Here is a 15865-nt window from a genome sequence, read left to right on the forward strand (position 1 = left end):
TTTTCCTCTTTCCAAAATTGACTTATTCATCATTTTCAAATTTATAATTTTTAAGTATATTAAAAGCTTCAGTATTTAGATTTAATGATTTTGTATTATTGTAATAACCTTTTTTATTATGCTGTTTATTTGATTCATTATGGTTCTTCCGCTTGTCACGTTTTACCTCATGATTACCATTTTTCTGCGTTATTCCTTTCATTTTTGTAGATATTACATTTCCCGTTTCACGGACAGCATCTTCCAATGTAGGCAACTCAGCCCTCTTTGCGAACTCTCCTACCTTCATATATCTAGTCTCTGAATTTTTCAAAACCTTTTTACTAAGTTCAAACTCCCTGTAACTTATAATTTCTTTTACATTGCTCACCTTTATTCTGTAATGTTCGATTATGTATTTCTTGAAAGTTTCCACATACTTGTCTGTCTTTTCTTCCTTGAGATAATTAGCATTAAAAGAAGTGTACTTTTCTTTTATATCTTCTATAAAAAGTCCCAAAATCCGTATCCTGCATTTACCGAATCCATAAGGCTTTCCTTTACCCATGTTAAAGTATCCTTCAGTGTCTCCTTGTTTTAATGAGTATATCAAAAGTCCCAATTCCTCATCTGTCAAATTTTCAAATTTAACTTTTCCTATAAATTTAGTATTTTCTGCATAGCACTTCATCCTTGTAACAAGTCTTTCTTTCTTTTCCTGTTCTTCCATTCCTTGAATATCAAGACTTTCTTTCATCCAGTAAAACTTCCGTCCTCTTATTTCGTACCCTTCTGTGCTATACGATTCCAAAGTGTCTTTTCTTTGTTTTAAATAACCTTTATACCATGACGGTTTTGGCTCCGCCAACATCATTTCATACTCTTTTGTTATTTCAGGATTTGGACTTTCACAAACAGCATCCAAAAACGAAAGCTTCGTTCTAAAATCTTTCCATCCAAACATCGCATCAATGAAATCTGTTCCGGTATAATTTTTGTGAGCCTCCGGTATTCCGTCATATATATCTCCTTCGGCTGGAATCCTCAGATACGGAGTAAAACCAAAAATAAGCCTGTCACCTTCTTTTACAAAGAAAACCGGTTTTACTTCTCCTTCTTTGGGAAGTTCATAATATTCTTTATAAATCTCTTTGCTTGCAGCATTGCGCTCTTGCGTGTACTTCAAATCATCTGTGTAAAGTTCTGCCAATTTTTTTGATACAACTATTTCAGCACTGTTTTTATCTTCCTCAAATATTAAATAGTGGTGCCTCTTGCTATTTATATAATTTGAATTGGCAAGCATACCTTTGAACTTTCCGTTAATATCAATTTTAGGTTTTCCCTCCGCAACATTATATCTTACTTCTATAAAGTATGGTCTGTACTGACTGTTACGGTTTTCTCTTAAAGTCGAATCACTTTTGTAATCTTCTTTTTTGAGATTGTCATTGTATAAATAATATACCCCTTGAACGTTTAAATTTCTTAGTTCCCACTCATGTATTGGCATATACGATTTCATTCTGCTTTCATCGTCCACATTTTTGTTTCCTATCTTAACTGCAGGAGTAATAACATATTCCTCTCCCCTTTTACGTATGTAACCGGCCTGAACTTTTTGAAGAACAGTGTACCTGAAACTTCCCCTTTGACCCGGCTTCATTCCCAAAGTATCAGAATACCACTTTCTAATATTTGCATCTTTGGATGCAAAAGTTCTGTAAAAAAATCTTTTGTTCTCAATATCTTTCTTTCTTTTTGGCTCATTTATCACTGACGCAAAAGAAAATATGGAAGCATTGTACCTTGCGAGACCGCGAATTGTATTTCCCGGAATAACATATTGCCCAAGAGGATTTTTAAAGAGTTCTTCTTCTCTTGAATTATCTTCCTCACTATCTTCTTTCTCTTTACCAAATTCTTTTTTGCCTGCAGAAATATGAAGAGGTGTTATTACCTTGATTTCATACTGAATACATCCTGTCTTCAATCCATCATGATACCTTTCATGCATTAATAGTTCTTCTTCTCTACATTTATCCAAAATGAAGTCTTCCAATTCAATAAAGTTATATGGCGCTTTCGATTTATACACAACATTTTCATTATTGCCCATAACTCATTCCTCCCTTATATGAACTTTACCGGCAACGTTCTTGATATATAAGCCTGTCCATCCTCATCATATTCAATGTATTTTTTTACAGCCAAAACTTTAAGAGGTTCTTTTAAAATCCGATCTTCTAAAATCTGTTCTTCCAAAATAAACTCTTTATCCTCCGGTTCTTCTATATAAAGCATCCCTTTTACTCCGTCTTCCCTGTATATGTGCAAACACTTACCTTCTCCAAAGAAAAAAGCTTCATTAACATTATCTGTATCCAGTTCTATTTGGCCCTTGCCAAATTTCAAATTATCAAAGTAGTATATAATGTAATTGTTAAAATCTTTTATCAAAGAAGCTATATCTCCGCTTTGAATTTTTTCAATTTTCATTTGTCATCACCCCACGTTCATCAAACTCGATATGTAGGAATCAAATATTTTCAATATCTCTCCATCCGGTGACTTAAAATCAAAAACCAATTTTTCACCATCATACAATTCCAAAGCATCTGCCTTGATATATCCTCTCCCTACAGCATAACCGCTTCCGATACTCAGATCTTCTTTGCACAAATCCCTTAGCACCAAAAGCAAAAGCCCTATCTCTTTTTTGTAATCATTTAACCCTGATGTGTTAAAGGTACACTCTATCTCAACATCTCCCATTACAACCTCATCATTCATCAATGCTCTTTGCATGACTCCTCCTGTAAAATAGTCAATCTTTATCTTGTTGTATATACCTTTGTTGGGATTTTTAACTACCGCATCAAAGCAACTTAGTCTTGAAATATGTCCATCATCATCCTTTTTTGATTCTATACCAAATATATTTGTTAAAATTTCCTCACCAATGCAGGGAAAGGTTTTATGCAGTCTCTCCGCGCGTGACCTTATAACACCCTTAATTGAACTTCCGGGAATAATATAGTTGCCTCTGCTGTCTTTTATGTTAATGCCGTCCGGCTGGTTTGATAAACGAACTGTTTCGTCTTTCACCAATAGAGGGGTAACAGTTTTTCCTTTTATTTTAAAACGAACTTTTGAAGTCTCTCGCTCCCTGCCTAATATATCTTGAGTTATTTCAGTGCTGTTGTTTTTTCTCAACATATACTTAAACAAGTCATTAATATTTGTAAAGTCAAATACACTTTTTGAAATTGAGTCCACTTTAAATCTCCCATAGCCTATCATTTTGTTACTTCCCAATGAAATATCCCCTATTGAGAAAGCTTTTAGCAAATCTTCGAATTTTCTTTGCTTTTCTTCAAATTTTCCAGCATCATCTTCATAATTGTTCAGCTCAAAAACAAACTCAAAAGTTAATCCTTCATTTAAAAAACGTCTTTTAAATTTCTTACCGGATTTTTTAACATCATCTGAAACTTCAACTGTCATTCTTTTAGGATCCATCTTTATTCCCGGTCTTGACGAAATCATCGCTTTCACATAATCATTAACAAGATAACCGTCATAAAAAACAATCTGACTCATTCCTGTTTTTTGGCCGCCGAACAATTCATTAAAATTCTCATTGGAATTCTTATCAATGTAATTTTCATAATAGTTTCGAAAAGCACCTGCAACAGATGAACCGGGTATATAAACTTTACCTGTCAGTTGATCTATTTTCAGATTATCTTCGTCATCTCTAATTGCCAAAGGTGAAATCGTTGTTGCTTTAACATTGTATCTTATTGTTTTAAACAATCTGTTTTTATAAATCATGATATCACCTCTTTTTCTTTCAATCTCAGACAGTATTCAAAAAAACTGATAAAGAAGCCCATTTTAAGATTATATAGAACTTGAGCTTTTTGACTTTCAACAGGATATTGGCATCTGCCCAATGTAATGCCTTTACTCACAATATTCTCAATTTCACGGAAAACAGAATTGGATTTATTCTGTACAAAATCTTCAAGCATTTTTTGAATACTTAGTCTTTCTGAACTGGACTTGTCCAAAGTGTTTGCAACAGTAAAGTCATACAATTTATGCCATACGTCCTTTCCCTTTTTCTTTCTTATGTGTTCAAGATATTCATTCAAATATTTTCTAAAGTCATGTTCCGTCTGGTAGAACCCATTTTGGAAAATATTCAGAAGCTTTCCTATTTGACTTTGAAGACTTTCTTGAGGTCTCTTTACATCTTTTAGCAGTCCTATTACCATTTTTTCAATTTGAAGTCTTGACCGGCTCTTAAAAATATTACATAAAATCATATTTGCAACATGTTTGTCCTCATCTGTAAGTTCAATATCTGATTTTTCAACAATATCTTTTTCCCTATATCTTGAAACGACCATATCATCTTGAATTTTGCCCAATACGGCAATTTGGCCATATCCGTCCTCTCTTCTTAGTCCAACACCTTCAGATGCCAATTTTTTTATTCTATCCGGGTTAATCTTTCCTTCCACTTTGTACTTTATTACACTCCCCTTCAATACGGCGGTGTAGCAAACTGTATTTGTTCTGTACAAAGTATTGTAAGATGCCGCAACTCCAAGACTTGAATAAGACTCTATATATTCACATTTACCTTCAATTCCAAGCATTTCTTTTAATTCATTTTCCGGTATGTATGTATTAACTTTACCGTTGTAATAAAGTATTGCATCAGATAAAAAGTAAATATATAAATCCTCTTTAATATCCAAATCCGATTCATATAAACAAACAGTAGAAACTTCTTTTATACTAATTACTCTGCACTTTCCATAGCCACTTCCCCTTGAACCGCCGAAATAAATATAATCTTTACTCAATATTTTTACTATGTCATCATAATACTTCTCAGGAACTCGAATATAGGCTCTAAAGCATTCACCTTTTCTTATTGCCTCATATCTGAACATTTTTAATTTACTATTGTCATTTAACGTATCTTTTTTATTGATATGAAGATTTTCGATCTTTCCCGGATTATATCCCAGCAGGAGCTTTTCATTTTTCGCATCTTTAACCACAAATTCATAATTGTTTAAAGGAATGCTGTTTTCTATTTTTCTGTTAAATGAGTGTACCACATGGACATTATCTTTATTTGAACGTATCTCCTGTTTGTCACCCATATACCCCTGCATCATTGGTATTGCAGGATTCCCATCCAGCAAAGGATAAGCATTATAAAATATTGAAATGCCGTTCAATATCTCTTTTGGAATAAAGCATTTTTCTTCAACCAAGCCCCAAGCAACAGCTCCTTTTACTACAGAACCCGGAATATATGAATAACTGTACTCATTATTTGAATCCCGTTCAAATTTGCCAAGTTTCAAAGGCTCCAGTGCCTGAATGTCAAACTGAATAGATTTATGCATTTAGCTTCACCTTCTTTTCTAAAAATCTTATATATTCATGTGTTACTTCTTTTTCTTCCAGCCAAAGTGAAACCCTGACTTCTCCTTTTCCCTTCGTTTCATTGGAGCCCAAATGACGGAGCATAGAACAAGCCGAAGCCAAAAGAATTTTATCCTCATTATCCAGTTTCTTAGGTGAATAAACAGTCGAATAAAGTACAATTCCCCTGTTTATCACTCTATAATTTCTTAATGAATTTTTCTTTGCAACACCTGAAACGTAATTAATAGATGTCTGAGTTTCTATATGCGTTAGTGCTTCTAAAATTTCCTCCGGCTTGATATCTGAGTCTTTCATATAACACTTGAAATAATCTTTGATATTTTTCGAAAATTCGCAGTCGGAAAATTTTAGTTTGCTATGACTGTATTTCTCAGCCACACCAAAAAGCTCTTCTTTTTTCTTTTGTAATATCTCTGCAATTTCTCTGCATTCATCTATTTCCATTAATATATTTACAAATACCGATGCCATTTCTCCCAGTTTTCCTTTTAAAGTTTTTCCGTTGATATATAAAAATCCATATTCATCATGCAAAACATCAGCATCAACAAACCCTGGAACTGAATTACCGCTTCCAAAAACAGCGTCCGTCAATAATTCAATTTTCAATGTATATTCTTCCATACTTACACCTCCTCATCACAAAACGGTATAAAATAATCCAATGCTTCTATTGCATCAAACAAAACACATTTTCCGTTTAGGAATCCGCTTTTTGCATTAAGCCGGTGTGCACCAAGTACATTATAAATCTGATTAATTTCTATATAGGTATCTAAATAAGCCTCTCCTTTTTTCATTTCTTTTAACATTCCTTTTATTTTTCCCCCGGGTAATTTTCTCGTTCTTATTACCTCTATATCCTTCCTGAAAAGAGAATAATGATTTGGTGAATCTGATTCTTTAGAAACCACCAACGGTCTCATGGAAAGGTCTTTACCGTCAAGTGTCTTATAAACTGTGTTTCTAATCTCACCCAAATTGTTATTGTATTCTCCTTGAACTATATGCCAGTCGATCCTCGATTCAATTTTGCCTTCTTCAATACTTGATTTTGCATTTTTACAAAGTTCTTCGGATAATTCGTATGTTTTAAAAAACGGATATTTTTCTTTCACAATTGCAATACCGGCGCAGGCCGTTATCTTTTCTCCCATAACTTTATACTTTTCCAACTCTTGCAAGAAAATATAAGCACATTCCAAAGCAATCCTCGCATCAGTGATATAACAAACATCGTCGCCTGCCAGCACAACTTTTCGAATCGGTATAACCGAACTTTTAAGTTCCATTCTTTCTTTTTCCAAGTTTTTACGATTTTTTTCTACTGTCTCAACCATTTTGTTAAAAGCTGTTTTGAAAGCCTTGTCAATATCTGTTGAAAACTGATTCAATGCATTTATGTATTGTTCATTTATTTCCTTTATATTTTCAGAATTATACTTGCTTCTAAAACTTTCTCTCAAGTTGCTTATCCGCTTTCCCATCCTGTTTCCGTCAATATGTGTAATGGCTATATAGCTTTTTTCATTTTTACTTACACCCAAATCCTTAATATCTAAAGCAAATTGACTGTTACTTTTTCCCCTTTGGTTAAACATATCAATTTTTGATTTTGCCTCACTGGAATAGTAGTTTCCGCTTAATTCTTCTTTATAAATGGCAGGTAGTCTTGTAGAACTGCATTTTTTCGATACTCCAAAGTCAATAATACAAGAATACGTATCTCTTTTTGCCTTTTTTCTTTCCAATCTCTCAAACAATTCTCTGGTTTTATCGATAATGATATCTTTTTCAGGATCATATTCCAAACTTGCAATAAAAAATTCTAACGAAGGATATTCTTTTATAATTCGTCTGGAATAGGCTTTTGAAAAGTTAATACAATCATCATTGTTTTCAAAATAATAAATACTGCTACCTCCTCCAGAACTGATATGATTGCCGTTATAATCATCACAGAGTTCCTGTGGAAGTTCTTTAGTCACAAATTCAATTATCTCTGATGCTCCGATATTTTCTCTTAACCTGTTAGATTTAAAAATATAACTTTGCTTTTTTGATACTTCCAAAATCGTTAAAAATCCCATTATTCCCCCTCCTTATTTAATTGCTTGTTTATTATTTATCAGTTTTCTACACAAAACCTCCGTCCTTTACCTTGACCACAGTACCAAATCCTCTCGCCACCGACTTACCCAACCCCAGATAATCCGGTATCACAAAATTGGTCAAAAACCTTCCTTTAAATCCGACCATCTTCTTGTTCTTGAAATTTACTTCCACAGGGCGGAGTTTAATCATTGCCTCTATGGGCTTGTCCACCCAGCAATTCAATCCTTTTGCCATGGACAGAATATTACCAACAAGCACTTTCTTCAATATTCCTACTCTCTCTTCCAAGGATGCTTTTACATATTCCTCAAAATTATCCTGATTAAGCGCCATCCACGGAGTCAAAAATTCATATTCAATCAATCCCTCTGAAGGACCAAATTTCATTGTTTTGAGTATATAGCCCTTCTCAAGGATACTCATAATTTTGTCTTTCATATCAATTTCCTTCACATCATAGAAAATATCTATCAATATCTTTGAAGCATCGTTAATGGCAATAATGTTTGGAACTCCGCTAATAGATTTGTATTGAATTACAGGATAGCCATACTTAAACTTGCCGTCTCCCAAATGATTGTGCAACTCGACATACTCTGGAAATCTTCCTGCGAGATACCCTCGTATCTTAGGCACATCCCTGCTTGCAACTTTGTTACCTTCCAGTTTTACAGTAAGCATTTTAATTTCCAATGTAATTCCCCCATTTTAAATGAAATAATCCCTGTCTATTTTTCTAATAAAGCCTGTATCCTTATCATAGGTACTGCATAACATTTCCCTGCTTATAAAGGTAATCTCCTTTTCATCTATTTCAACGTGCTTTTTTACCGCCTGTTCCGGCAAACTGAGCACAAATTGGTAAAAATCTTTTTTCAGCTTATTAAACTGCCTCTTTCTTTCGAAACGATCGGCAATAAGCTTTATACTTTGGTATTTTTCCCATACTTCCGATGCCTCGTCATCCGCCTCAATAAATACATCCACTGTTTTAAACTCCTGTTTAATCAGTTCAAATGCCTTCGAATTCTTATCTTCTCTGTGTTCAAAAGCCTCTCTGTACCGAAGTTCTCCGATACAGTTCAAAAGCCAATCACTTTCGTCGTTCCCATGGGATTTCAAACCGTTGTAATACCTTTCTGCCAACTGAAAAATATCTTTTTCCTCTATCATATCCTTATCTTTCAATGCCGATTTGGTCTCTTCCATCAATATAGTGTCATAGATATAACTTGAATAAGCTTTATCGTGATGATTCTCATTGACCAGATTAACGAGGGTTACAATACCTTTTTTGCCGCACCATTCACGGTTACACCGGCCTGCCGTCTGATTGATGCTGTCCATCGGTCCGAAATCCCTGTATACCCTGTCAATGTCAATATCCACTCCGGCTTCAATCATCTGCGTTGAAACAATTATCTTTCGGTTTTTGCTGTCCTTTATTTTCTCTATCCTGCCAAGCCTCTCTTTAGGAATAATATTAGTGGATAAATAGTAAACTTCCGCTATATCCTCAAACTCATCTTTAATATATGAAAATACATCAATGGAAGTCATAATTGTGTTCAATACGATTAAAAAGTCATCTTCTTCATATCGGTTAATCTCATCGTATATAAATGCTTTGAATTCCTCCAGGGTCATCCCGTTTTCAAGCCTGCTTGCATCAATGTTTATGCGGTTGAATTCACTGAAATATCTTTTCTTACATGTTGCAAGTTCGTATATTTCACCGTCGCTTTCAGAAAAAATCAGCGGCATGGTGGCCGTCATCAATATAAAACGGCAGTTTAGAAATAATGCCATTGCTTTAAAGGTCTCATTAACCAACTTCCAGTACTTATGCGGTATACTCTGCACTTCATCAAGTATAATAATGGAATTTACCATGCTGTGAAATTTCTTCAGCTTTCTGTTCCTGTTTGTAAATATGGAGTGCAAAAGCTGGACAAAGGTACTTACCACAATCTCCGAATCCCATGATTCCACAAGATGCTCTGAAATTGCATCGCTGTATTCTTCTTTTTTACCGTCCTTTTCCCATTTATAACTTCGTTCCGAAAGGTAATGATGCTTCAGCATTACCTTTGAGTCATCACTGCCCAAAACATCTTTAAAAACATCAAAGTTCTGTTCTATTATTGAAGTAAAAGGAAGCACATAAATAATTCCGGGATTATATCCCTCTTCCTTTATTATGCGTTCCTTCAGCATCAATGCAGTCTTAAGTGCGATAAGAGTTTTTCCCGATCCGGTGGGAAGATTAATGGACAATATTTTTTCTTCAAGATTTATATTTCTAACACTCTCTACAACATCTTCATATATTTCGTCTCTGCGCTTTGCCATTTGAATATTCTTTATTTCAAGTCCCTTTTTGAAATTATCAACGCAGGATGACAAAAGGTTGGGTCTATGCGTGCTTTTCTCAATAAAGTCCTCAATACTCATTTTTTCGCTGTTATATATAGCTTCAAGCTTGTCAGAAAAAATGAGCAGAGAAAAGAGTAAATTAATCAGCAAAAACGTTTCAATACCCAGTAATTCCTTCACTTTATTTCTGACTTTTCTGCTTGTCAAATAATCAATGTCCGCCAAAAATTCATCAGTTGTATATTCCGATATAGAAAAATCAATTCCAAGTTCCGCAATTACATTCTGCAGTTCTGTTTTATCAATGCTTTCAAATTGAAGCTTTAAAAGATTTCTATTGTTTTCATCTCCATGCAATACCGATATAAAATTCGAAAAATCTTCCAGTTCTCCATGGTGTTTAGAAACCACCATATATGAAAAAAAAGCAAGAGCTTCATCCTTTAAAACTGTGCTTGCAATTTTAAAGGACAAAACTCCTGACAATAATCCGTGACTTTTTTTCTCATCATTATTCTGCTTGCCGTTTACGTTTTTTATATAATCCTGAAAATAGGAAGTAGCTTTGCCAAGATCATGAGTTAAAAGATTTATCCGGTTTAACTGACGTATTTTATCATTGGAAAAACTCTTAAAATTAATTCTTTTTTGTAATAATATGCTGTCTCCTATCAATGAAACATTTTTTAAATGTTCTTTGAGAAGTTTATCCGGATGCGAAAGCAGCACGATTTCCTCTCCCTTATAATATCATGATATTTTCGTCTATTTCCATAATCTTAGTAAAGTTTTCAAGTTTTGCTTTGATTTTTCTGCTGTTCCTCTCGAACAATATCTCTCTGTATTCTTTTACATTCCGCTCTTCATCCATCTCAACGGGTATGTTTTCAGTAAAATATTCCCTGTCATCCTCATATTCCACATCGCCTTTTGCAATCCTGTCCACGGGCAAAACACTTGAAAATTCCACAAATTCTTTGCTCCCGGAAATCTCTTGCCCTTCAAATTCTCCTACAAATGTGTAATTGGCCAGGTTTTCGCTAAGACCCATACTGATTGTGTATACACTACAGTGTCTTGTAAGGAATTCTTTTAATTTCCCGTATATTTTTTCATCTTTGTGTGTGAAATAAATCCTGTAGCAAACATCTTTCAAATACTCAATCTTTATTTGGGTACGTTCATGTATTCTGTTCATTGACTTTTTTGTATTTATAAGATTCTCACTGATTCTCACCTTTTTAATGGGCTTCCTTATGCCTATTCCTATTTGGGCAAGGTCTTTGGTAAAAAGCTTTTGATAATCTTCTTTTCCAAAACCCAATATAGCAGCAATCATACCTGCAACGGCAGTCCTGGTTGGAATTGAATATGTAAGGGGAGATGTGGTTGTATAAGGTTTTTTGAAGTGTCCATAGGGAGCACTTACATCAAAAACCAAAAATTTTTGAGCCATTTCTCTCCCTCTCTCTAATATGATTTTTCTTCAAACTTTATTTCCTTAATATCTTTCAGATTAATTCCCTGGCCGTTCAAAACCAGTTTCAGGTTTTTATCCGCAATGTAAACCACTTTTTCAACTCTGTCCTTGTACAACACAAGCTCATTTACCAGTTCGTCTATTTTTATCGCAAAGTCCTTGACTGATCTAATTTTTTCATCGGGCAAGTCAGATACAAGCTCAATCTTGTTTTGCAAATCTCCTATAAAGAAATTCTGCCCGGCTTTATACACCACTCTGAGCATAAGTCTCGGCATATGCCCCATCTTTGAACGGGTAATGAGATTTTTGGTACCGTTCCACATGGCTTCGTCCAAAAGTTCCACATCTTCATCACTGAGTCTTGTCTCTTTTGCTGCATTTTCATTTACAATTCCGTGGAATCCTATGAGGGAATAGGGTAAAATGTACTCTTCCCTGAAAGTTTTCTGTGCTTTTCCTTCACCAGATGCAAAAGCACCCGTACCTTTTATATGCTTTAATGAGACTTTATTTAACGACCTGCCCATGCCAAACTGTACCGGACCGGTGAATGTTATTGATGCCTTATCAAGAGGGATAACTCCTCCAAAAAGCCTTATATCAATTGCTTTTTCAATAATCTCATTTAAATCTTCATTAAAATCCTTTGCTCTGGCTTTTCCGTCCTTTATACCACCCTTTTCCGATTCCAATTCCCTTACAAAAATATCTTTTCCGTTCGAACCGTCATAACCTTTATAACTGAATAAATAATCCCTTATTGTTCTTTTTAACCTTACATCGGTTACAATGTTGACACCTGTCTCCTCGTCAATGCGGGGTTTATTTTCATCCAACGGATCGCCATTGGGGTTAGCATCGGTTACATCGTATAAAAACAATATTTCCTGCCTGTTTTTAATCATGGTTCAACATCCTCCCCATCCTTTTTTTCTTCTTTAAAATGCTTTGCAAGAGTCATACCCAGGACAAAGTAGAAGCTTATATCATCATTGGAAATGTTCTTATCGGCTTCTTCTCCCAACATATACATTCCTATAAGGTATTCCAGTTCTTTATAATAGTTCTTGTTGTATTCATTCAATTTATTGACAGCTTCGGAAAATATCCTTTTTACCAATTTTCTGTCCAGTTTCAAACCATTCAGCCTGCTGTAAAACGGTTTGCTTTTTCTCTCATCGTACTGTATGTTCAATAACTTTTCTGTAAGAACACCTGTAAGAAATACAGCTTTTTTATAATCTGAATCAAAAGCATCTTTATAACTTTCATTTTCAAAGAAGTCCAAATACTTTTTATTTTTTTCCGTTTTCTCAATCATTATCTTTTGCACCCCTTTCTCTTTGTCACTGAACAGATTGAGTTTTTCGATAAATAAAATACTCATTAGTGCCTGAAGCACAAGAGCATCGATATATTCCTCATTCACAAATGCTGACCGTATTTTTGAAATCATTCTGTTTAAAAGAAATTTATAACTTATTTTTTTGTATGTGAAAACGTTATTCAGAATTTCCAAAAAGCTTTTGTCAAAGTTTCCTTCTGTCTTGTTGTTTGGGAAAAAGGTTCTTATTTTGTCAAATCCGAATTTTAAATCATAGGTGGAATTGTCTTTTCCAGGCAGGTTTCTGAACAAATCAATATCATCGATTTTATCTTTAATTTTCAATATATTCTTAACCTTGCTTGGAACAATATCTTCAATATACAGCAAAATTCTGAAAACACTTCCTGACTGTTCTTCTTTATATATCAACATGTTATAGTTGAGAAAATTTTTACTGTCCTTCATTATATCAAGAAAATCTCTCTCACTTGCCAACAGGTTTTGCCTCGTATCTTTTTCAGTGGAAAAGTTTTTGTTCTTTTCAAACTCTTCCAATGTTTTAATAAATTCTTTTTCATCTTCTTTATCCCTTATTACTGCTTTAGGTATTACGAAATAATTGAATCCGGAAAATCTGGATGAAAGGTTTTCCCGTAAATACTTTTTGCCTTGTTCCAATTTTTGTGCACAACTGCCGCATACAGGGTAGTTCTTCCATGCATTCTCCTGTTTGAATCCTCCGCTTACAAAGCCTATTTTGTCAACAGTGTATGAATTGTAAGTATTCACAAAACCAAAAACTTCAGTTTTTTGTTTGCAGTAATAGCAGATACCTATTCCCTTTGATGTAGTTCCATATTTATTGAAATACTGCTCATTCGAAATTTTACCGAGTCGATCTTTTATTATGTTAAAATCCCCCATATACCTTTCATTTTCGTTTTCAAACAATGATAATGTTATAATGAAGGATTCACCTTTTTCCAACGTAATTGATTTTATTTTTTCTGAGATCTCATTTTCGATTTTTTCTTGATTTGAAGATATGTACTCATAGATATTTTTAAATATTGTAAACTCTTCATAGGACGGATTTGAATTTTTCAGAATATCATTGAGAGAAATCATGATTTTGTTTAACGTCTTCGACGGGTCTGTATATTTTGAAGTAGGTGTTATATCTCCACCTCTGGCGCTTCCCTTTTTGTATGCGTATTTAACTATCTTTTTATCCGAGAACTCTTCATACTCGATACCTCTATAACCAACATTCCGTTCATTCAAGTTAAACCCAATTTTTAAGACGTGCCTGTAGTTTCCTTTTTCATTAGGATTCTCAATGACTTGAATATAATCATCTGCTTCGACGCTTTTGCTATTGAGTACATACTCTCCTATCTGCAATATACCCGTAAGCAACAAGACACCTTCTCTCAGAGCAGTAATATTTTGCATTTCATATAATCATATTACATCTTTTGATAAGTTTTGTCAAGTACAAATTACATTTTTCTTCAAAATATGTGTTATTTCTGTAAAGAATAAAATATATAATGATTTCTTTCAATCCTTTAATTACTTGTTCATTTATATAATAGCAAGTTTATCTTTAAATTGCTTCGAATTTTTTATTTTTTTACGTAAGTTTTGTAAAGATAAAAGATTATTGAGTACCAGAAAAGTATTAAGTCCCTGTTTTTACTGGATATACTACTTCAACGATGTGTACTACGACCTAAGCGCCGCGTGTGTCAGGTGTGTTTCAATCCTTATTTTGCTGGAAGTTCTACTTCAACTGCTGACCTTGAGTTTACAGCATTGGCAACTGTTATGTTTCAATCCTTATTTTATTGGAAGTTCTACTTCAACACGCTCATCACGTACACACGATTTCCAGTCGCACTTATGTTTCAATCCTTATTTTACTGGAAGTTCTACTTCAACGTATCTTGAAGGGCAAAGCTTTGTAGGTAATTATGAGTTTCAATCCTTATTTTACTGGAAGTTCTACTTCAACTACAGCAGTTACTTATGCATTATATCAACAAATAAAGTTTCAATCCTTATTTTACTGGAAGTTCTACTTCAACCAGCCAATCCCAATATAACCGCCGTGGCTATTTTGAGTTTCAATCCTTATTTTACTGGAAGTTCTACTTCAACGTTCGCCTGCAAAGTTATTTCCTATTCTAGCAATTGGTTTCAATCCTTATTTTACTGGAAGTTCTACTTCAACATTAATAGAAAAATGGAATAATACAGACCCATATATTTAGTTTCAATCCTTATTTTACTGGAAGTTCTACTTCAACATTGACGGTCTGCTGTTATACCGTCTATAAAAAAAAGTTTCAATCCTTATTTTACTGGAAGTTCTACTTCAACTATTAATATAACATATAAAACATTGAGATATTACAAGAAAAGTTTCAATCCTTATTTTACTGGAAGTTCTACTTCAACTTTCCCACCATGAGAACCAAAATCATCAACTTCTTCTAGTTTCAATCCTTATTTTACTGGAAGTTCTACTTCAACCAAGACAGCGACACCTATAGGCAATGGACTATTTTAGTTTCAATCCTTATTTTACTGGATGTTCTACTTCAACAATAGATGCCAAAGAAATGGGAGACATTGCAAGAAAGAGTTTCAATCCTTATTTTACTGGATGTTCTACTTCAACTTAACTTGTTGCCTGCCATTATGGCACCCTCCTTTCTGTTTCAATCCTTATTTTACTGGATGTTCTACTTCAACCAAAACAATACGCTGTATAAGGGTCAGTTATATCTAAGTTTCAATCCTTATTTTACTGGATGTTCTACTTCAACAAGTATGCAGACCGAATCAAGGAAGAACTTAAGGTTATGTTTCAATCCTTATTTTACTGGATGTTCTACTTCAACTCGGCGAAGAATGGTTTAACAGATTGTCCGAACTCGGTTTCAATCCTTATTTTACTGGATGTTCTACTTCAACCAGAACCTCCAAACCAAGTGATGTTTAATTTGCGAAGTTTCAATCCTTATTTTACTGGATGTTCTACTTCAACTACGGTATACGCAGGAAAAAAAGACATCGAAGGCATGTTTCAATCCTTATTT

General features: G+C 34.0%; 11 protein-coding genes and 1 CRISPR repeat array (1 of these 12 only partly in view). All 11 genes read right to left on the minus strand.

Annotation, left to right across the window (positions count from 1 at the left end; genetic code table 11):
* Window positions 1-22 precede the first annotated feature (22 nt).
* The 11 genes from CLOCL_RS10550 to CLOCL_RS10600 are packed head-to-tail and all read right to left on the minus strand — an operon-like array spanning window position 23 to window position 14177.
* Window positions 23-2098 carry a TIGR03986 family type III CRISPR-associated RAMP protein gene (locus CLOCL_RS10550; RefSeq protein ID WP_014255341.1) on the minus strand — a complete coding sequence of 692 codons (2076 nt, stop codon included), beginning with the start codon at window positions 2096-2098 and terminating at the stop codon, window positions 23-25.
* A gap of 14 nt (window positions 2099-2112) precedes the next feature.
* Window positions 2113-2478: a hypothetical protein gene (locus CLOCL_RS10555; protein WP_014255342.1), complete on the minus strand. Its 366-nt coding sequence runs from the start codon at window positions 2476-2478 to the stop codon at window positions 2113-2115.
* A 6-nt stretch (window positions 2479-2484) separates the two neighbouring features.
* The gene (locus CLOCL_RS10560) at window positions 2485-3816 is read right to left on the minus strand and encodes an RAMP superfamily CRISPR-associated protein (RefSeq protein ID WP_014255343.1); all 1332 of its coding nucleotides are present in this window, start codon (window positions 3814-3816) and stop codon (window positions 2485-2487) included.
* Window positions 3813-5414 (minus strand): RAMP superfamily CRISPR-associated protein, encoded by a 1602-nt coding sequence (locus CLOCL_RS10565; RefSeq protein ID WP_014255344.1) that lies wholly within the window; start codon window positions 5412-5414, stop codon window positions 3813-3815. The genes CLOCL_RS10560 and CLOCL_RS10565 overlap by 4 nt, the downstream gene beginning before the upstream one ends.
* Window positions 5407-6081: an RAMP superfamily CRISPR-associated protein gene (locus tag CLOCL_RS10570; RefSeq protein ID WP_014255345.1), complete on the minus strand. Its 675-nt coding sequence runs from the start codon at window positions 6079-6081 to the stop codon at window positions 5407-5409. Before CLOCL_RS10570 ends, CLOCL_RS10565 begins: the two co-directional genes overlap by 8 nt.
* A 2-nt stretch (window positions 6082-6083) precedes the next feature.
* Window positions 6084-7547, minus strand: a complete 1464-nt coding sequence (locus tag CLOCL_RS10575; RefSeq protein ID WP_014255346.1) for a Cas10/Cmr2 second palm domain-containing protein — start codon at window positions 7545-7547, stop codon at window positions 6084-6086.
* 46 nt (window positions 7548-7593) lie between these two features.
* A complete protein-coding gene (locus tag CLOCL_RS10580) occupies window positions 7594-8265 on the minus strand; it encodes a CRISPR-associated endonuclease Cas6 (RefSeq protein WP_027621657.1) in 672 nt (223 codons plus the stop codon).
* 15 nt (window positions 8266-8280) lie between these two features.
* Window positions 8281-10677, minus strand: a complete 2397-nt coding sequence (locus CLOCL_RS10585; RefSeq protein ID WP_014255348.1) for a CRISPR-associated helicase/endonuclease Cas3 — start codon at window positions 10675-10677, stop codon at window positions 8281-8283.
* Between the two features lie 13 nt (window positions 10678-10690).
* Entirely contained in the window at window positions 10691-11404 is a 714-nt protein-coding gene (gene cas5b / locus CLOCL_RS10590; protein ID WP_014255349.1) for a type I-B CRISPR-associated protein Cas5b, read from the minus strand.
* A 14-nt stretch (window positions 11405-11418) separates the two neighbouring features.
* Window positions 11419-12336, minus strand: coding sequence for a type I-B CRISPR-associated protein Cas7/Csh2 (gene cas7b, locus CLOCL_RS10595; RefSeq protein ID WP_014255350.1), 918 nt, complete (start codon window positions 12334-12336; stop codon window positions 11419-11421).
* The gene (locus CLOCL_RS10600; protein ID WP_041715085.1) at window positions 12333-14177 is read right to left on the minus strand and encodes a TIGR02556 family CRISPR-associated protein; all 1845 of its coding nucleotides are present in this window, start codon (window positions 14175-14177) and stop codon (window positions 12333-12335) included. The genes cas7b and CLOCL_RS10600 overlap by 4 nt, the downstream gene beginning before the upstream one ends.
* A 340-nt stretch (window positions 14178-14517) precedes the next feature.
* Window positions 14518-15865: direct repeats of the CRISPR family, unit length 37 nt; unit sequence GTTTCAATCCTTATTTTACTGGATGTTCTACTTCAAC (it continues 4486 nt past the right edge of the window).

The organism is Acetivibrio clariflavus DSM 19732, assembly GCF_000237085.1.
Taxonomy (GTDB): Bacteria; Bacillota; Clostridia; order Acetivibrionales; family Acetivibrionaceae; genus Acetivibrio; species Acetivibrio clariflavus.